Annotated in this window: 15 protein-coding genes; 2 read left to right on the top strand and 13 right to left on the bottom strand. The window is 38.2% G+C overall.

Annotated features, from left to right (window positions below; all coding sequences use genetic code 11):
• Positions 1 to 133 precede the first annotated feature (133 nt).
• The 5 genes from MKY15_RS04535 to MKY15_RS04555 all read right to left on the bottom strand — a co-directional run bounded on the left by MKY15_RS04535 (position 134) and on the right by MKY15_RS04555 (position 4481).
• Positions 134 to 796 carry a hypothetical protein gene (locus MKY15_RS04535; RefSeq protein ID WP_342539141.1) on the bottom strand — a complete coding sequence of 221 codons (663 nt, stop codon included), beginning with the start codon at positions 794 to 796 and terminating at the stop codon, positions 134 to 136.
• A 215-nt stretch (positions 797 to 1011) separates the two neighbouring features.
• Entirely contained in the window at positions 1012 to 1665 is a 654-nt protein-coding gene (locus MKY15_RS04540; RefSeq protein WP_342539142.1) for a hypothetical protein, read from the bottom strand.
• 162 nt (positions 1666 to 1827) lie between these two features.
• Complete coding sequence (locus tag MKY15_RS04545; RefSeq protein ID WP_342539143.1) at positions 1828 to 2490, bottom strand: hypothetical protein; 663 nt, start codon at positions 2488 to 2490, stop codon at positions 1828 to 1830.
• A gap of 215 nt (positions 2491 to 2705) precedes the next feature.
• Positions 2706 to 3368 carry a hypothetical protein gene (locus tag MKY15_RS04550; protein WP_187045872.1) on the bottom strand — a complete coding sequence of 221 codons (663 nt, stop codon included), beginning with the start codon at positions 3366 to 3368 and terminating at the stop codon, positions 2706 to 2708.
• 231 nt (positions 3369 to 3599) lie between these two features.
• Entirely contained in the window at positions 3600 to 4481 is an 882-nt protein-coding gene (locus tag MKY15_RS04555; RefSeq protein WP_342539144.1) for a DUF1672 family protein, read from the bottom strand.
• Between the two features lie 458 nt (positions 4482 to 4939).
• Between MKY15_RS04555 and MKY15_RS04560 the strand changes: the two genes are divergently transcribed.
• Entirely contained in the window at positions 4940 to 5083 is a 144-nt protein-coding gene (locus tag MKY15_RS04560; protein ID WP_342539145.1) for a hypothetical protein, read from the top strand.
• A gap of 563 nt (positions 5084 to 5646) precedes the next feature.
• Here the strand turns inward: MKY15_RS04560 and MKY15_RS04565 are convergent.
• From MKY15_RS04565 to MKY15_RS04575, 3 genes are all read right to left on the bottom strand, one after another.
• Entirely contained in the window at positions 5647 to 7215 is a 1569-nt protein-coding gene (locus tag MKY15_RS04565; RefSeq protein ID WP_342539146.1) for a family 10 glycosylhydrolase, read from the bottom strand.
• A 471-nt stretch (positions 7216 to 7686) separates the two neighbouring features.
• Positions 7687 to 9951, bottom strand: a complete 2265-nt coding sequence (locus tag MKY15_RS04570; RefSeq protein WP_342539147.1) for a 5'-nucleotidase C-terminal domain-containing protein — start codon at positions 9949 to 9951, stop codon at positions 7687 to 7689.
• Positions 9952 to 10308: 357 nt separating this feature from the next.
• The gene (locus MKY15_RS04575; protein WP_342539148.1) at positions 10309 to 11949 is read right to left on the bottom strand and encodes an FAD-dependent oxidoreductase; all 1641 of its coding nucleotides are present in this window, start codon (positions 11947 to 11949) and stop codon (positions 10309 to 10311) included.
• A 168-nt stretch (positions 11950 to 12117) separates the two neighbouring features.
• On the opposite strand from MKY15_RS04575, the gene MKY15_RS04580 reads away from it, so the two are divergent.
• Positions 12118 to 12681, top strand: a complete 564-nt coding sequence (locus MKY15_RS04580; protein WP_187045879.1) for a glycerol-3-phosphate responsive antiterminator — start codon at positions 12118 to 12120, stop codon at positions 12679 to 12681.
• Here MKY15_RS04580 and MKY15_RS04585 read toward each other — a convergent pair.
• From MKY15_RS04585 to MKY15_RS04605, 5 genes are all read right to left on the bottom strand, one after another.
• Positions 12676 to 13449, bottom strand: coding sequence for an HAD-IIA family hydrolase (locus MKY15_RS04585; protein ID WP_187045880.1), 774 nt, complete (start codon positions 13447 to 13449; stop codon positions 12676 to 12678). The genes MKY15_RS04580 and MKY15_RS04585 overlap by 6 nt on opposite strands.
• A gap of 20 nt (positions 13450 to 13469) precedes the next feature.
• Positions 13470 to 15173, bottom strand: a complete 1704-nt coding sequence (locus MKY15_RS04590; protein ID WP_187045881.1) for an iron ABC transporter permease — start codon at positions 15171 to 15173, stop codon at positions 13470 to 13472.
• Positions 15170 to 16300 carry an ABC transporter ATP-binding protein gene (locus tag MKY15_RS04595; protein WP_187045882.1) on the bottom strand — a complete coding sequence of 377 codons (1131 nt, stop codon included), beginning with the start codon at positions 16298 to 16300 and terminating at the stop codon, positions 15170 to 15172. Before MKY15_RS04595 ends, MKY15_RS04590 begins: the two co-directional genes overlap by 4 nt.
• A 16-nt stretch (positions 16301 to 16316) precedes the next feature.
• A complete protein-coding gene (locus tag MKY15_RS04600; protein WP_342539149.1) occupies positions 16317 to 17345 on the bottom strand; it encodes an extracellular solute-binding protein in 1029 nt (342 codons plus the stop codon).
• 893 nt (positions 17346 to 18238) lie between these two features.
• Positions 18239 to 19207 carry a DUF2628 domain-containing protein gene (locus MKY15_RS04605; protein WP_342539150.1) on the bottom strand — a complete coding sequence of 323 codons (969 nt, stop codon included), beginning with the start codon at positions 19205 to 19207 and terminating at the stop codon, positions 18239 to 18241.
• Positions 19208 to 19415 lie beyond the last annotated feature (208 nt).

Genomic DNA, 19415 nt, shown 5'->3' on the forward strand with positions numbered 1-19415 from the left:
TTGATTTGGAAATTGACTGAGGTTTTTTATTCTTGGGGCATAGCGGAATTGAGTATATCTAGATGTTCGTCATTCGATTTATTCATCTTGTCCCCCCTCTAGCAAGACTTGGATAATTAATTTATGATCTACTTTAATCCTCAAATTTTACTGATTTGACCAGTTTCCAAAAATGATCTTCAATACTTTTTGTATCTGCATTACAATTTGTGGTCCAATCACTGCAATGGTGATTGAATAATATCCCCAATGCTTTATCACTGTTTTTATGTTTAATGAAGCCTATATGTGAATATACGGGGATTTTTTCTTCTCCTTCTTGACCAGACTCATAAATTCTTTCACCATAATAATAGATATTGTTTTCATCTTCGCTCTTACTATATTCACCCTCAAACTTTGCAAAGTCAGACAGGTGTTGTAAACCTACTTTCTCGGAGTCAGGTCGATCCTCAAATTGACCGTAAACTCCATAGGATAAATTTTCTTCGTTATCTAGCCACGCATATAAAAATCGTTCCCAGTGCTTTTCTCTTTTCTCATAAAAGAAAGAATCCAAAGTTGCATCCGTCGGTATCCACATCGTATATGCCTCTGTCCACGGCTTAAAAGCATAATGCCCTGCTGACACTTCATCTGTTGAAACGAGGAAAGAACGTGTATATTCATCTTGTGCTGCAATTGTATTTGGAAGTTCCGTCATTGCTTCCTCATTATCGCCCGATTTCTCCATGCCTGTGCAGCCCCCTATCAAAATCGTAAAAACTATCAAGATTGTCATTTGTAATCGTTTCAACTCGTAGTCTCCTTCCAATTGAACGCTTCATTTCTTAGTTGGTTTGTATGTGTTTTTCATGATGGGAATAAATCCTCCCGGAACACTATATTCAAAAGACATTCTACGAACTACGGCGTACACTGTTGGAGTTATTTATCTAATTGTTCGTCATTTGATTTATTCATCTTGTCCTCCCCTCAAGTAAGACTTGAATAGTTAATTCATTATCTACTTTAATCCACAAATTTTACTGATTTGACCAGTTTCCAAAAATGATCTTCTATACGTTTTGTATCTGCGTTACAATTCGTTGTCCAATCGCTGCAATTTCTTTCATATATTATTCCAATCGATTTATCACTTTTTTTATGTTTAATAAAACCTATATGAGCGTATACAGGTATACTGTTTTCTCCAACTTCAAAAATATCATTTGTATAGTAAAAAATATTATCGCCTTCTTCGAAACGTTCGTAGTTTCCTTCATATTTCGCGTAGAAAGACAGGTGATCCAAACCTACTTTTTCAGAATCAGGTCGTTCTTCAAAAAGGCCATACAATAGGTAGGAAATGTTTTCTTCCTCTTCTTCCCATGCATATAAGAATCGTTCAAAATGTTTTTCCCTTTTTTCATAAAATGTAGAATCCAATGTTGCATCCACAGGTATCCACATCGTGTAAGCTTCTGTCCATGGCTTAAAAGCATAATGCCCTTCTGCCACTTCTTCAGTTGAAACGAGGAAAGTACGTGTAAACTCATCTTGTGCTGCAATTGTATCTGGAAGGTCCGTTGTTGTTTCCTCATTATCGCCCACTTTCTCCATACCTGTGCAGCCAACTATCAAAATCGTAAAAACTATCAAGATTGTCATTGGTAATCGTTTCAACTCGTAGTCTCCTTCCAATGGAACCCTTCGTTTTTTAGTAGGTTTGTATGTGTTTTTGATGAAGGGAATACAATATAGCTGAAATACAAATTTGCAAAATAAATCTAATAACTGCTGAGTTCATCCTTTAGATTCCTCATGCTAGTTAATCCATGATTTAGCTTAATCCTCAAATTTTACTGATTTGACCAATCCCCAAAAATGATCTTTAATACTTTTTGTATCTGCATTACAATTTGTTGTCCAATCACTGCAATGGTGATCAAATAATATCCCCAATGCTTTATCACTGTTTTTATGTTTAATGAAGCCTATATGTGAATAGACAGGAATTTTTTCTTCTCCTTCTTCTCCAACCTCAGAAATTCTTTTACCATAGTAATAAATATTATTCTTATCTTCTTTTTTACTATATTCCCCCTCAAACTTAGAGAAGTCAGACAAGTGTTCTAATCCTATCTCTTCAGAATCTGGTCGGTCTTCAAACTGAGCAAATAAGCCGTAGGAAAGATTTTCTTCGTTATCTAGCCATGCATATGAAAATCGTTCCCAGTGTTTTTCTCGCTTTTCATAAAACCCTTTGGATAGTTTAGCATCCACAGGTATCCACATCGTGTAAGCTTCTGTCCAAGTCTTAAAAGCATAATGCCCTGCTGACACTTCGTCAGTTGAAACGAGGAAAGTACGTGTAAACTCATCTTGTGCTGCAATTTTATCTGGAAGGTCCGTTGTTGTTTCTTCATTATCGCCCGATTTCTCCATGCCTGTGCAGCCCACTATCAAAATCGTAAAAACTATCAAGATTGTCATTTGTAATCGTTTCAACTCGTAGTCTCCTTTCAATTGAAACCTTCGTTTCTAAGTTGGTTTCTATGTATTTTTCATCATGGGAATAAATCCCGCCGGAACACTATATTCAATAGACATTCTACGAACTACGGCGTACACTGTTGGAATTATTTATCTAATTATTCGTCATTTGATTTATTCATCTTGTCCTCCCCTCTAGCAAGACTTGGATAATTAATTTATGATCTACTTTAATCCTCAAATTTTACTGATTTGACCAGTTTCCAAAAATGATCCTTAATTCGTTGTGTATCTGCATCACAATTTGTTGTCCAATCACTGCATCTATGATCAAATAAAATCCCCAACGCTTTATCACTGTTTTTATGTTTAATGAAGCCTATATTTGAATAGACAGAAATTTTTTCCTCCCCTTCTTCACCAACCTCGGAGATCATTTCACCATAATAATAGACATTGTTTTCATCGTCGCTTTTACTATATTCACCTTCGAAACCTGAAAAACGCGTCAAGTGTTTCAATCCATACTCCTCAGAGTCTGGGCGATCTTCAAATTGCCCAAATATGCCGTAGGAAATATTTTTTTGTTGTTCTTCCCATGAATACGAAAATCGTTCCCAGTGTTTTTCTCTTTTCTCATAAAAAGTTTCTGATAGCGTCCCGTCCACAGGTATCCACATGGTATATGCTTCCGTCCATGGCTTAAAAGCATAATGCCCTTCCGCAACTTCGTCAGTTGAAACGAGGAAAGAGCGTGTGTATTCATCTTGTGCTGCAATTGTATCTGGAAGCACCGTTGTTGTTTCCTCATTATCGCTCGATTTCTCCATGCCTGTGCAGCCCACTATCAAAACCGAAAAAACTATCAAGATTGTCATTTGTAATCGTTTCAATTCGTAGTCTCCTTCCAATGGAACCCTTCGTTTTTTAGTAGGTTTGTATGAGGTTTTCATCATGGAATTTAATCTTGCCAGAACTAAAAAATCCAAAATACAAGGGATTACTCAGCTTAGATTAACCAGTCAATTCGACTAAATCTTTATCGCTATATAAAGTTAATCTTCAATCAGAGGGAGGGTTCTTCATCCACCGAATATGAGACTTGAGGGATTTTCTCTACCTCCTCATTCTTTCAAAATTTCATTTGGATTCATACTTTCCAGCGTATTATCCTTTGTTCCTATACCTCTTCTTTTATCAATCAAGTTATCATTCAAAATAATTGTATATGCACCTCTAGGTATACCTTCCAGCTCATTAATATCTGAAACGATTTTATCAAAGACCGCCTGATCGGGTTCCGTGTCAGATTCTTTCATAAATAATTCTATGAGAATCAACATTTGATCGGGCTTGAAATCAGCTTTACTCAAATTCTTTTTTATTTCTTCTTTACTAATTTCCGGGTTTTCTAAATACATATCATATATCCCTTGAAATTCGTTACCGAGCTTGCTTGTTCTGTACACTGAACTTGAGAATCCAGAACCTCCGACTTTTTCTATTGCCTCTATTGGTACTCCGACAACAGGGTATTTTTGAAGTATACTTTCCAAGTATTCATCTAGCGTTGCAAATTCTTGTTCATAAATCATTGCATATAATGCGCCTTGGATCGCATTTTCAACTTGCCCTTCTTCGGACCAGACTTCATCAGTTTCCACGGTTTCACTATCCACATCTATTGGTATAATTGCATACGTATAAAAATGGGGTTCACCTACCGACTCCACAAATATGGTTGCACCATCGACTGCCCCGATGATGTTATGGACAATCACTTCTGTTTTATAGGTGCTTAAGAAATACTTTTGGACCGCTTCTTCGATTTCTTCCCGGTGTTCTTCAGCCAGTCTTCCTGTTTCTGGTCTGCTGTTGCGCAATTTATAACCTTCACCGGTGTAGTCCTGTACACGTACGAAGTTCTCTATTTCGTACGCATTTCTCTTGTTTTCAGTCGACGGTTTCTTAACCTCAATTTTTTCATTGTTGGTTAAATTATCCATACCTGTACATCCTCCTACTAGTAATGAGGAGCTCAATGTTAGTGCCAGTATGTTTTTATAGCCAATATTCAATGAATACACCTCAAATGTCTATAGTAGATTGTTGTCCCTCTTCTATATAAAAAGCGCTATCAATGATTTACATGAATTTTCCATAATACTAATAGATACCACTAAGATAACCAACTGTCAAAGAAAGACAATATACAATGATATAAGCTTAGATCATTTAACCCACACGAAATATGCCGTTCCATTTAAACAAGTAACAATTGTCTGCTATTAGTAAATACCATTCTAGTAAACTGTTACTAATACAGTAAGATACCTTACGGACTGCCCCGTAACCATTACTTTAGGTTCATTCTCCCTATTTTTAAGAATCGGAAAATACCTTGATATGAAGGGATTTATGTGGTTAGTAGATAATTGGATTTCTGTTTGTTGGAGGTTTTTCGTTGGTTGGACAGTTTTTGAAAATGGTTGGACGCTTTCAGCGATTGGTTGGAGACTTTTCTAGTTCTGTTGGACACTCCACTGTTGGTTGGACAGTTCTCGAGAATGGTTGGACACTTTCAGCGATTGGTTGTAGGCTTTTCTAGCTTCGTTGGACACTTCGAGGATTTTGTTAGACACTCCACTGTTCGTTGGACAGTTCTCGTGAATGGTTGGACGCTTTCAGCGATTGGTTGTAGGCTTTTCTAGCTTCGTTGGACACTTCGAGGGTTTCGTTGGACACTCCACTGTTCGTTGGACAGTTCTCGTGAATGGTTGGACACTTTCAGCGATTGGTTGTAGGCTTTTCTGGCTTTGTTGGACACTTCGAGGGTTTCGTTGGACACTTCACTGTTGGTTGGACAGTTCTCGTGAATGGTTGGACGCTTTCAGCGATTGGTTGGAAACTTTATTGAGTTCGTTGGACACTTCCAGGAGATTCCCCGAAGACCCCAGATTTTAATTGCTCGAGACTACTAGTACCCATGCAACCATGGACTAAAAAAGACGACTTCCACCTGATCATTTACTGTGATCAAGCAGAAGGCGTCTTCAATCAATTTTGGGTTAAGTACTTTAAACATAACGAGCGTACGAACTGTAATCCGTAAATATGCATACTCAAGCAATCCACTAACGAATTCGTAGCTGTCAAATCAGCGTTATTTCCCTAGCGCCTAACCTCTTCAGACGTCACAACATATGCATTCTCACTCTCAACGCCAGTGGCGGATACGGAAGTAATTCCATAGGTATATTGTTTGTTGCCGTTTGCTGTCTTATCTAAAAATACGGTATTTCCTTTTGTATTATAGACAACATCTACTATGCTATGAGGATTTTCATAGGATCCTACTTGATTTCCTTCAAAACGGTAAATTACATATTTTCTTGGTTGTGTAGTCGTTTGATCCTGGATGACTAACTTCATTCCAGCTATATCCTTGTTAGCTTGTACCCATGTTGGTTCTGCTGGAATTGCCGCGTTGCTCCAAGAAGTTGCTGGAGTTAAAGCAGTATAATTATAAAGTTGTTGCTTCAGGATTGTTGCATAACCAAGCTGATTTTTTTGGATGCTCTTTAAAGAAAAGTGCATTTGACCCGTAGCTATTTGGTTTGCTCTGTTAGCTATTACTTGGTTGGGTAACTCCATTTTATTTTTCCATGCTTTATCGGCGTCAACGCCAACTTTATAATCAGCTAGACCAATATATAGATTAACAGGATGTTTGTCAGCATAGGTGTCTACTTCATTACTCCACCAATCCAACAGAGTTGAATACTTAGCTACTGACAGTGTTTTAGACCAGTAGATTTGTGGCGTAATATAATCAATGCTGCCGTCTTTAATCCATTGTCTTGTGTCTGCATATAAGTCATCATAATTTGTTACACCAGCTCGCGTACTGCTGCCAGTAGGATCCATTGATTGATTACGCCACACTCCAAATGGAGAAATCCCAAATTGCACATGCGGTTTAGTCGTTTTAATTGATGAATAAACCTTTTTGACGAGTTGGTTAACATTATCTCGACGCCAATCGGCTATTTTTTTGAAAGAAGATCCATATTTCTTAAATGCAGCTTGATCGGGAAATGTTTCATTTTTAATTTTATAAGGATAAAAATAATCATCCATATGAACAGCATCAATATCATATTTAGCTACTAATTCTTTGACTGTAGCTATTAAATAATTTTGTACTTCAGGAAGTCCAGGATTCAAATAATATTGCTTACCATATTTAACTACCCATCCAGGATTTGTACGGGCTACATTACTAGGCGCAAGGCTTGCCAATGTTTGGCCAGGCATTGTAACTCGGTAAGGGTTGACCCATGCATGTAGCTCCATACCACGCTTGTGCGCTTCATTTATCATTATTAATAAAGGATCGTAACCAGGGCTTTTCCCTTGTTTCCCCCCCGTTATATAGGATGACCATGGCGCCAATTTAGAAGGATATAACGCATCATTTGTTGGTTTTACTTGATAAATAACTGCATTGAATTTATCAGCTTTCAAGTGATCCAATGTTTTCTGTACCCAAGCAGTATATTGAGCTGCATTCATGCCTGGTTTCATATCCACATTTTGAACGGTTGCAATCCAAGCCGCACGCATCTCATTCTTAGGGGGCGTCACGCTTGCTCCTTTAACCTGTAACGGCAGGAGTGAAATAAGTAAAACGAGTGTTATAGCCGCTGATAATGTAGCTTTAAATAGATGTTTTTTCATTATAAATAACTTCCTTCCTTACCCTATGTAATGGTTTTTCTAGTATCTCGAGTAGTTGTCCATCTTTTTGACTTCTTTATTTCCATTTCCCCCTGTATCCTTATCCTATTCTAATTGTATCCAATTATAGGTAAATATGAAAGGAGTAATTCCCCCAATTAAAGTATCCAAAAGAACTTCCGAATTTTATTTACCCAAAGAGAGGAGCTGACGAGATGGAACAATGGATGAGTTTTATATAAGAAATCGGCTTCCCGATATTCGTATCATTCTATCTTTTGCACCAACTCGAAAAATATTTGGTTTATTCGACGTTCAAGAGAAAGTAGTTAGAGTATAGAATGAACAGCAAAAGAAATAGCCCCTTAATCCATTAAAGGATTGAAGGACTATTTTCTTCGAGGCTATTCACGAGTGTCAGAATTGACTAAGGGTACCGGTGATTGACACAATGACCTTCTTTTCTAGTTATTACTTTTGTATTTTCACATATCGGCTGTAAACATATGCTGTCTTGCCTTTGTATGAAATCTTATACCAGCCTTTTTCTTCTCCTAAAATAGTTAGCTCTGTATTCTTAGATACGGTGCCATAAGATTTCCCGCTGTTTGCTGGATGAGAACGAACATTCAAGTAGAATGCGGTAACATTTCCTTTAGGTGTTGCTGGTTTTGTGACTACGGGTTTAGCTTTATCTGGTGCGGGTTTACTCGGGCTAACTGGTTTAACTTTATCCGGTGTCGGTTTGCTCGGACTAACCGGCTTATCTTTTCCTTCATCTTCGACAGGGGCAGGGGTTTTTAATACTTTTGATAGCTCCTGATAAAATTCTCCTGTCGTTTTCACTTTGGAAAAATGACTATCACTTACTTTGGCTTTTAAAGAAAGGGCTTTAATCTCCTCTTTCGTTACAGCATCATTTGCATTGATAGATGCGATGTTTGTGAATTTCCCGTCTTCCGTAGTAGGGATTTCCAAAATGCCTTTATTTACAAGATCAACGACCGCTGAATATGACGGTGATTTTGTATCTACTCCGATAACTTTCCAGTTGCTTTGAAGAATCGGTGTGTATTCACCTTTCATCTCTTCTTTTAAATATTTAATCGCCAAATTACGGATTGTGCCTCCTGTTTCACCATGTGCGCTTTCATTTTTAGAGGACCAAAGCATATTGAATTTTCGTGCTTCAAATGGCTGTCCCTTTGAAAGAAGGAAGTCCATCCTATACGCATTCATGCCAAGTGTTAGATTGTCTTCCATGTTAATTGGTGTTTCATCTAATCTGCGAAGATTTTTGATTCTGTTACCTGCTTGCTCTGTTAAATCGATATCGTATTTGACGTTGCCAAAAAAGTCGTTTGTACTATATTTTGATGCACGACGCGTTTTATCAAAACTAATCGTTACATCTCCTGATCGAGTACTGTTAAAGTAGCCGGCAGCCCATTCCATATAGTCTTTCAAATCTTTTCCGGTTACTTCATATACCGATATTTCTCCACCGGCAAACTGATAATTGTATGCAATATCCTTTTTCTTAATAGGACCGATATCCAAGAAAGCCTTATCGTTATCAATTTGATGCGCCACTACATCCGCATTACTGTAATGAAGCATGACTTCATGGAAAAAGTCCGACAAAGGTGTTTCTTGAATTTGTACAGCTGGAATTCCGGTGATTTCATTTTTCGGAACAAGGTTCATTCCTTTCAGCTGCCCCACAACAATATTCGCATCCGCACGAGCGAACTCATGAAACGATTCCAATTGTTTTTCCAACTTACTGTCCGATTCAACAATCGTTCCGTCAACAGATTTAACTGGAATTGCTTTTGCATCTTTATCCTTCAGAATATATTTTGTACCCTCACGATTGAAAGTCAAATCTATTTGGGAAATATGTGTACCGTATTTATTGGGTTCTGTAATTAAAACACCATTTACCACTTCTTTTTCAATCAGTACATGATTGTGGCCCCCAAAAATGGCAGCTAACTCAGGTACCGCATTTGCAACATCACGCACACCCGTTCCAGGAATCCCATTTTCATTTTCTAGACCCATATGCATTATGCCAATCATGACATCTACTTTTCCTTCTAATTCTTTAACTACCTTTTTTGTCTCTTCAACTGGATTTTTAACAACCAAACCCTCCAGATGATTAGTACCTTTTTCAAATTCAACGATTAATGGCGTGACCATACCAATAATCGCAATTTTAACGCCTTCTTTTTCGATAATCGTATAAGCCGGTAAAAATCGCTCGCCATTATCTTTATAAACATTTCCCGCCAATTTCGGACCTTTGTACTGGCTGGAGACTTTATCCAATATATCCAATCCAAAATTAAATTCATGATTACCATAAGACCATGCGTCATAATCCATTTCATTTAAAGCCTTCATTAAAGGTGACTCTGGTTGATCATTGAACAGTTCCGCAGAATTATCCTGAATCATATCGCCATTATCCAGAAGGATTGTATTTGGATTCTGTTCACGTACATTTTTAATAATTGTAAACAATTGCGTTAAACTTCCGCTTGGGTTTGATCCGTCCACTGCATAATCCCAAGGCATGAAACGACCATGAATATCTGAGGTTGCAAGCAGTGTAATATTAATCTCTTTTTCTTCCGCACTAGCAGTTATTGGCATAGAGAAAGTCCCTGCTCCAAGAACTAATACGATTGCTAAAATAATTGATATAGACGTTTTAAATTTAACCATTCCATTATTTCCCCCTATTATTTTCGGAATCTTAAGAATACCTCTCCGAGTATAGCATTTACACCATTTTCTAACAAGTTGTCCTTCAATTAAAGTGAGTTTTCCGAATGAGGTGGAGCGCAGCATACTTGAAATTTATTCACTCCTATAATACTTAGGACGAGTACATCCGAAGGACAATATTAAATTGGAACTAGTATAAGTAGCCAGACAAATAGCAAAATAGTTCAGGGTTCCTTTTTATTTTAGGGTTCAACTCGTCTCTGGTACTTAAAGAAATCAGAGAACTTTGACCAATTAAGAGGCTTACCCGTATCCTACATCCGATTCACGAACGAACTTCATCAACTTCAAGTTCTATGCTTTTGCTTCCAATATGCGCAACTCTAATTCTTCTGTAAGCTCCTCTTTCCGTTCTTGTGTCCACTCCATAAATTGTGCCATGTAGTCAATCACCGAAAGCTTCCAAGTCTCTACCCAATTAATATCGAAGAAGATTGTTCCAGTCCTTCGCATAAAGTAATCGACTGGTGTTAAGATCATTTCATGTTTTATGGCATAATGAAGTGTCAGTGTGATTGAGAGCGGTAACCCTGTTTCCTTTAATACTTCGTTCGCAAGGTTAACAATAACGTCTGTGTTTGTCCCATATAAGGCAGCTATATTTGTCGCATCTTCAATCGAAATACCAAGTGATGTAATTTCTCTTGCTTTGGAAGTTATAAAGTTTGGATAGTTTTTGGGGTTATTAAATTCCCCTCCTGATAACTTCAAGTCTTTAGTGATTGAACTACCACTTTGCACTCCTACATTTCGCAGTTCCTTGCAGAGTAAATTAGTTACTGTTTCAGCCATTTTCCGATAGCCTGTTAATTTCCCACCTGCAATCGTGATAAGTCCGGTTTCTGAGATCCATACCTCATCTTTCCGAGAAATTTCTGAAGGACCCTTTCCTGCCTCATGAATTAAGGGCCTTACACCCGACCAAGTCGATTCGATATCATCCAAACCAACGCTTGCCGCTGGAAACATAAACTCGATACATTTCAATAAATACTCCTTATCTTTGACTGTAACTTGAGGATGCTGCAATTCATCTTCGAATACAGTATCTGTCGTTCCTACATAGGCTTTTCCGCTTCTTGGAATTGCAAAAACCATTCGTCCATCTGGTGTATCGAAATAAATCGGCTGTCGAAGTGGGAATTTTGCTCCGTCAATAACAATATGGACACCTTTTGTATGAAGAAGGCTTTTACCATCAATCTTTCGATCCATGCCAATTATTTTTTCAACCCAAGGACCGGAAGCATTAACAATTTTCTTACCATTTACCCTAAACCTATTCCCTGTCAACATATCCTTAATATAAACACCTGATAGACGGGCATCAGAGGTATATAAGAATTCTTCCATTTTCGTATAACTTAGTAGGTCTGCACCTTTTTCTACCGCCTTCTTCGCAACTTCAATTGTCAACCGGGCATCGTCTGTACGATATTCAACATAATATCCTCCACCCAAAAGGCCCTCTTTTTTTAGTAAAGGTTCTTTTTTTAGTGTTTCATCCCGAGATAACATTTTCCGCTTTTCTCTACGTTTAACACCAGCTAGAAAGTCATACACTTGAAGTCCGATAGAAGTAGAATACTTTCCAAAAGTTCCTTTTTTATAAATAGGAAGAAGCATCCATTCCGGGTGAGTGACATGTGGGGCATTTTCATAAACAATTGCTCTTTCTTTTCCTACATCCGCTACCATTTTCACTTCAAATTGTTTTAAGTACCGAAGACCTCCATGGATCAATTTAGTTGACCGACTCGATGTCCCCGCTGCGAAATCTTGCATTTCCACAAGAAGCGTCTTCAGCCCACGTGTTGTGCAATCCAGGGCTATTCCAGTTCCAGTAATACCTCCCCCGATGATTATGACATCATACTCTTCTCCCTCAATCCCTGACAACACTTTATTTCTATCCATATAAGAAAAGTTTTTCATTTTATAATCTCCTTTACAAAATAAGGCCATCACAATATCCCTCACTCTATGGGAGGGCATCGTAATGGCCTTTCTCTTCTTCTCTGACCTTTATTCAATTTATTACTCTATTTAGTATGTTATAATTATTAGGTAAACACTCCAATGATTGAAAGAAGGAAATCCTCTATGCGCTTAGTTGATATGGTTGAATCGCAAATAATTGCATCTGTGCAAAATGAAGAAGATTTACAACGGTCACTTACAAGTAATGCTAATATTGTATTCTTACTCACTGGAAATTTAATGACGATAGCTGACTATATCAAACAACTTAAAGAGGCAGGTAAATATGTCTTCATCCATCTAGATTTTATAGATGGAATTTCGAATTCTAAAAATGCCCTCAGTTATGTTGCTGAATTTTGGAAACCTACGGGTATTATCACAACAAAGAGCCACATTGTTAAAATGTCAAATGAAGTTGGACTAATGACGATACAGCGTATTTTTTTATTAGACAGAAGCGCAATCCAAAAAGGTATTGAGATGGTGAAATCTTGTCGCCCTGACGCTGTAGAAATCATGCCTGGTATCATGCCAAAAATCATTGATGAGCTCTCCTCAGAACTGAATTATCCAATTATTGCAGGTGGACTAATAACTCAAATATCTGAAGTCCATGATGCACTACAGGCTGGCGCACTCGCAGTTTCTTCTGGAGATCCTGAAATGTGGAATTTCGACTTATAACGTACTAATATCTTTTACACTCTCAAGTACAAAATCAGGTTGGTAGTCAGTCTTCCTTAACATTTCAGGTGTTGTGATGCCTGTCATGACAAGTACGGATTGAATACCGGCTTCTTTAGCCATTTTAATATCCGTTTCCAGTCTGTCTCCGACCATGTAACAATCACTCGCTTGCATGTCTAAAACGTTATTCAAAACGTATTCCGCCATCATCGAAGATGGCTTTCCGGTAATTGTTGTTATGGGTTCACCGGTGGCCCCCTCAATTGCCCCAATCATAGCCCCACAATCTGGAATTTCCCCACCTTGTACTGGGCATGTCCGATCAGGATTAGTCGCAATAATTTTCGCTCCATTCCGCCATGCTTGAAAAGCGATATTTAACTTATCATAAGTGAACTCACGGTCCCACCCGAGAACAACATAGGATGCTTTTTCAGGTACATCTGCCAACTTTATTTTTTCATCTGAAAGCTCTTTGAATAAAGGCTCTTCTCCAATTACATATACAGTATCCCCTTCATCCATTGCTGACTTCAGATAATGTGCAGTGATGTAATTCGAATTGATCACTTCATCAATCTTTACCTCAATACCAAGCTTATTTAACTTTTCAACGTAATCATTTCTACTTGCAATTGATTTATTCGTAAGAAACACGACCTTATCGCCGCGTTCCTTCAATTCTTTTATTGCTTCTGCAACACCACTAATGATTCCATCATCCACATATATTGTTCCATCAAGATCAAATATGAATCCTTTCAAGACACTTCACTCCCATAAATTCATAGCTTTTGTTTTCTACCTATTCCAGTAGCAATTGCCTGCAGTACAAGAACGAGTACTACTAAAATAATCGACATTGCAGCCGCAGAGTAATATTCTCCACGTAAAATATTTTGGAAAATCGCCAAACTCATTGGCGCCCATTCTGGTGGAGCTAACAAAATAGATACACTTGCTTCTTTTATGACTGTAATGAATACCAAAACCGATCCTGCTGCTATTCCCGGAAGCATAAGTGGTCCGATAATCGTAATGGCTGCAGTAAGTGGAGTTGCACCAAGATTAATAGCAGCTTCTTCAATGTCTTGCTTTATAGCGCGCATCGCCCCCATTGTCGAACGAACCATGTAAGGGAGCCGACGAATTGTATATGCAATGATGAGGAGAAACGCTGTACCCGTCAATTGTAACGGTGCAGTATTAAATGTTTGGATCATTGCAATCCCAAACGCAATTCCAGGAACAACGAGTGGAATAGATGCCATGAAATCGAGTTTCGCAGAGTTTTGTCTTACAACAAAGTAAGAAACAAAAGTAGCAATAATTACACTCAGAACGAGCGCTCCAGTGGCAAGCATAATACTATTTTGAATATTCCCCATTGAGGTAGAGAAAATAGTCTTATAATGATCTAATGTATAACCGTTCGGTAATAGATTTTTTCCCCAGGTCGTTGCAACTGATTGTAATGCAATTGAAAGCATTGCTAGAAGCGGCACTAATACGATGAAGAAAGAATAGCCTGATAGAATTCTAGTCAATAATTTATTTTCAATTAATTTCTGCTGTTTTGGCTTTCCGGACACAGAACCATAATTCTTTCCTTTTGTAAACAAGTGTTGAAGCCAAAAGAAGAATGCGGCAACAATCACCATGACAACGGTCAAAATTGCAGCACCACCCCAGTTAAAGAAACCGGAAATTTCACGATACGCCTCAACGACAAGCAAGTTCAATTCCTTAGGAGCAAGAACGATTGGTGTCCCAAAATCCGAGAAGCTAACAGTGAAAATTAGGAGTGCACTAGAAATGACACCCGGTAGTGCAAGTGGAAATGTCACGAATGCAAATGTAAACCAACTTTTGGCTCCCAAGTTCTGTGATGCTTCCTCCAAACTGACATCACTTACTTTAAATGCAGCAACAAGTGGCCATAAAGCATAAGGGAAGAAGAAGAATACTTGTACTAAAACAACACCCGTCATCGAGTACGGGTTTACAAACATTCCCTCCCCGCCTAGTGCGTTGTAAATCTGTGTTACCCATCCTGCGCGTCCAAACATAATGATAAACGCATATGAAGATATGAATGTCGGTACGATTAGTGGTACCATACATAGTGCGGAAATCGTTTTTTTGAAAGGCATCTTCGTTCTAGCAATCCCATATGCAAGCGGGATACATACCAAAATGACAATAATGGTAACAGTGAATCCTAAAAGTAGACTATTTTTCAATGCAGATAAATAGCCCGCATTCGTAAATATCTTTTTATAGTTTTCTAAAGACATACCTTTCAATTTTTCTATTGTTGAACTGAATATAGCTGGATCCGTTAATGAGCCTAGCAGATTGATGGGTTGGCCAGTAAAACTGACTAGAAATACTGAAAACAAGGGAAGGAGCATAAACAGACCGAAAAACGCATAAATCAATATCTTAATGAGCGTTAATCCACTAAATCTGTCTTTGAATTTCTTCATATCAACAGCACCCTTCCATGTTCCACCGTCAGTTTAACCTTCCTTCCTTCTTTAAAAATGCTTACTCCGGAAGTATATGTTGTATCAACGATAAGTTGATAACCACCGACTTGTACATCATAGCGAACCACTGAGCCCAAATATGTGGACATAACAACTGTTCCTTCAATAACATTTGTTTTCGTTTCATCGATGACACTATCAGCAGCTTCGACTTTCACGTGTTCAGGACGTATGATTGCATCTACTTCTTTTTTTGATGTCTTGTTAGCTGACTTAATTAAGAAACCTTCGCCTTTTACAATTGTTAATCCGTTTTCTTCGCCTAAGACTGTCCCCTTTAGTATGTTAGACGTCCCAACAAAGTTTGCTATAAATGGAGATGCAGGATTACTGTATAAGTCTGTCGGCGTACCGATTTGAACTATATTTCCTTTATCCATAACTGCAATACGATCAGCCATACTCATGGCTTCTTCCTGATCATGAGTAACGAAAATAGCAGTTATCCCTAAATCCTGTTGAATTGTTCTTATCGTATTTCTCATTGAATGCCTAAGTGCCTGGTCCAAGTTCGAAAGTGGTTCATCCATCAGAAGTACTGCCGGTTCCATGACAAGTGCCCGAGCAAGAGCGACCCGTTGCTGCTGCCCACCCGACAGTTCACTAGTCATCCGTTCCGCATGATTATCCAATTCCACATATTTAAGTATTTTCATTACTTTCTCTATTGTCTCTTTCGGATGTTTTCCAAATCTCTTGTTCAAAAGTCGTGCATAGATACCCATTTGCTTAATGGGGTTACTAGAATTTAATTGTTTGATATCCAGGCTGTAGGCAACATTGTCGAATACATTCATATGAGGGAATAATGCATAGCTTTGAAATACCATTCCACAATTTCGTTTGTTTGCCGGAATATTTTCCACTTCACGATCGCCTATGTAAATGCTTCCAGAGGTAGGATCCTCAAAACCGGCTATGCAACGCATAGTCGTCGTCTTTCCACACCCAGAAGGGCCGAGGAGGGCAAAAAACTCGCCTTCCTCTATATCTAGGTTAATATCATTCAGTGCAGTAAAGTCACCAAATGTTTTTATGAGATTGCTTATTCTTACTGAGCCCATCACTACACCCCCTTATTTATTGAAATTTAGCTTGCCATTCGCTTCGTACACGGTCATAGTTTGCGTTAACCCAATCGATATCGAGCTCAACCGCATGCTCTTTAATGTTATCAAGTGTTAGTGGTGTTTTCGATTCCACTTCAGGGTTTATCGGAATATGGTACCAGTTTGCCATTATTTGTTGAGCGTCTTTAGATAGAAGGAAATCGATGAATTTCTTTCCGCCTTCTTCGTTTGGACCACCTTCAATGATGGATACTGGGTTTACGAGAACTGGCGTTTTATCAGGCACTACGAAGTCCACACTTTCACCTTTGGCTTTTTGTTCATATGCCATGAAGTCAAAACCGACAGCAATATGCGCTTCACCCATAGATACTGATTTTGTAGGCGTTGACCCTGAATCTGGCATAGAGTTTGCTTGTTTAACAAGTTTCTCAAAATAAGCCCATGCTTCGTCTTCTCCATTGCGCATCATTTGATCCATGACCATTAATGTTGCTGTTCCGGAAGCTGCCGGGTTAGGGAACTGAATTTTCCCTTCCCATTTAGGATCAAGCAAATCTTCCCACGTTTTCGGGGCTTCTTCTTCTGTAACGAGCTCCGTATTGTATGCGAAACCTAATACGAAGATTTCGACTCCGACGTAGTTGCCATCTCCATGTTTCATTTTAATACCATTTTCAACTATGTCCCAATCTGCTGCAAAATCAGGAATATACTTACCAAGAATCCCTTTTTCTACTGCTGCTTCGAAGGGAAGGATCCCCCCACCGCCATACCAAACGTCAGCTTTCGGATTATCTTTCTCTGCTAACATCTGATTGACAAGGACGTTCGTACCGGCATAATGGACATCCACTTTTTCATCATGCGTTTCCTGATACTTTTGAGCAAGCTCTTTCGTAAAGTCTGGAGTCTCAGGTGAATAAAGTGTAATTCGACTACCTTTACCGCTCCCACCATCTGAAGATCCACCCGCACATCCACCTAGTACACTTGCCGCTAATAGAATACTAGCAGCCATTAAGCCAGCTCTTTTCATGATTATCCCCCTATAGTAATATTTTGTAATCTAGGCAACAAAAAAGATGAATGCTAAATGAAACCCCTATCCATGTAAGGGCTTTCATTTAGGCATTCATCTCATAGTCTCTGCCTAGTTATGTAACTATACCCAGTATACAATGTATTCCGAATAATACAACCCCTAATTAATAGAAATGATTATTAATTGAAGGAGGCCTGTCCTTGTAACAAAGCTAAAATGTGTGAGCACCTGTCCAGTCTGAATTACAACGCAAAAAAGCCAACCGTCTTTTCTATGATAAAACGTTTATTATGGCAAATCTTTGTAAGTGGGAATCTCTTAGACAAATTGAAACTGGTATTCGTTCTAGTAAAAATTTCGGGAATGGGATTAATTTAAAGTCCATTAGTCATTCGCAAATCAGTCGGTGGCTTATTGATTTAGATACAAGAGATTTAGCAGAATTACTTGGTCATTTCGCCAGTCATTATTGGTTATTACAGAGCAATGCTATAGGCTTCTGCAAGAGTTCTAGCGAAAAAAGAAGAAGAGTAAAGGTAGACAGAAAGTACCGAAGCCCATACGATATGGAGAGGATTTCGTCATTGTTAGCCCAATAACCAAAGAACATTTTTTAAATATGCAAGAGAACGACCAAAAATAAATTACAAAAAAAGGGAACTGAGTCAATTTACACAGACTCGATTCCTTTTTTAATTTTTAGTCTGACCACAAATGTAAAAGTATTGGATTTTTTATTTATTATGGTTTCTACGTAACGCTAGTGAGTATCTGACACTAAGTCCCCTCACGGAAGACATAATTGTTTACAGCTCGAACTTTCCGTTTTATGCGTTAAATCGAAAACAGCTGATCTTTTATTTGGCACAAATCCTCACCTTACTTCCTTATTCCAACCGAAATGAATCTATTACAAACTCCAACTCACGTATCATATTTGACACAATATCCACGTCCTCTTGGTTTAAAGGGTTATGCATTTCTTCATTTGCCTCACCAGCAATCGCCAACGTGTAGGTTTTATTACCATCATTGGTTAAGTATATTTCATCGCTATTTCCCCAGTAACTTTCCTCTAAAACTTCATCATAAATAATGATGCTAAATACGTATTGTTCAATTTCTTTCGAGTGGTTTAAATAATAAAAATCGATTGTTTCCTCCGAATTACTTTCCCAGGTTCCATAACTAATCTCTACCGAATTGTTCCAAATGACTGGATAATCAAATGAGATCCCGTAGTCTTGATCTGTATAAGTTGTCAATTCTGTGTTACTCTCTACCTCGGTAAAAGAATGTACGACCGATTCGAAAACGACTGAAATGCCTGCATACCCGAATATCAACAAAAGCGTTAACCAAAAGCCTTTCCAACTACTATCACCACGTTTTCGTACTTTCTCAAGAAGCTCGTCACCTGAAAAGCGCTTTTCTAATTTGTTGATTTCCTTTTGTGCAAACTTTTTATATTCAAAATTACCCCAAATACCAAGTACTGCCGCAATACCGATGTTGATATATAAGTCAAACTGAGCGGTGGAGGCTCCTACTAAATAGTGTACTACGTCAGCTATGAGCAAAAACAGCAGTATCACTAGTACATGCTTATACATTTTCCGATAACCGAGCCAGAAAAGCGTAGCAAAGAAAGCGGCCCAGTTCCATGATCGTCGTTCGTTTTTTGCCCATTTCCCAAAGTAATACGACTCTTTATACTCGCCAACAAAAGCTTTCAACAAGTCCGGTGCTTCTGTCTCACTAGGTGTTTCCACATTACTGTCCAAAAGGTTATTTCCACAAGCCCCACAAAATTGATCTTTTTCAAAAATCGTACCCCCACAATGAGTGCAATGCATATACAATCCCCTATCCTACTGGCAAATCAATTTCATCAACTTGCTCTATATTTAGTCGTACAATCTGTTGAAGTCCCGCGTTTATTAAAGTAAATATAAAAATCCATGCGATACTAATCAGCAAAATATATAAAAAATTAAAATTCTGCAAATAGTAGAGCGGCATATCCCAAATGGAATGCAAAATAACAGGCACTGAAAATAATTT

The sequence above is a fragment of the Sporosarcina sp. FSL K6-1540 genome, assembly GCF_038620285.1.
In the GTDB taxonomy this organism is placed as follows: Bacteria; Bacillota; Bacilli; order Bacillales_A; family Planococcaceae; genus Sporosarcina; species Sporosarcina psychrophila.

Excerpts from the sequence above, each read along its gene's own strand:
- MKY15_RS04605 (WP_342539150.1), bottom strand. The coding sequence starts at position 19,207 with ATGCATTGCACTCATTGTGGGGGTACGATTTTTGAAAAAGATCAATTT.
- MKY15_RS04580 (WP_187045879.1), top strand. The coding sequence starts at position 12,118 with ATGCGCTTAGTTGATATGGTTGAATCGCAAATAATTGCATCTGTGCAA.
- MKY15_RS04600 (WP_342539149.1), bottom strand. The coding sequence starts at position 17,345 with ATGAAAAGAGCTGGCTTAATGGCTGCTAGTATTCTATTAGCGGCAAGT.
- MKY15_RS04570 (WP_342539147.1), bottom strand. The coding sequence starts at position 9,951 with ATGGTTAAATTTAAAACGTCTATATCAATTATTTTAGCAATCGTATTA.
- MKY15_RS04590 (WP_187045881.1), bottom strand. The coding sequence starts at position 15,173 with ATGAAGAAATTCAAAGACAGATTTAGTGGATTAACGCTCATTAAGATA.
- MKY15_RS04595 (WP_187045882.1), bottom strand. The coding sequence starts at position 16,300 with ATGGGCTCAGTAAGAATAAGCAATCTCATAAAAACATTTGGTGACTTT.
- MKY15_RS04565 (WP_342539146.1), bottom strand. The coding sequence starts at position 7,215 with ATGAAAAAACATCTATTTAAAGCTACATTATCAGCGGCTATAACACTC.
- MKY15_RS04555 (WP_342539144.1), bottom strand. The coding sequence starts at position 4,481 with ATGGATAATTTAACCAACAATGAAAAAATTGAGGTTAAGAAACCGTCG.
- MKY15_RS04575 (WP_342539148.1), bottom strand. The coding sequence starts at position 11,949 with ATGAAAAACTTTTCTTATATGGATAGAAATAAAGTGTTGTCAGGGATT.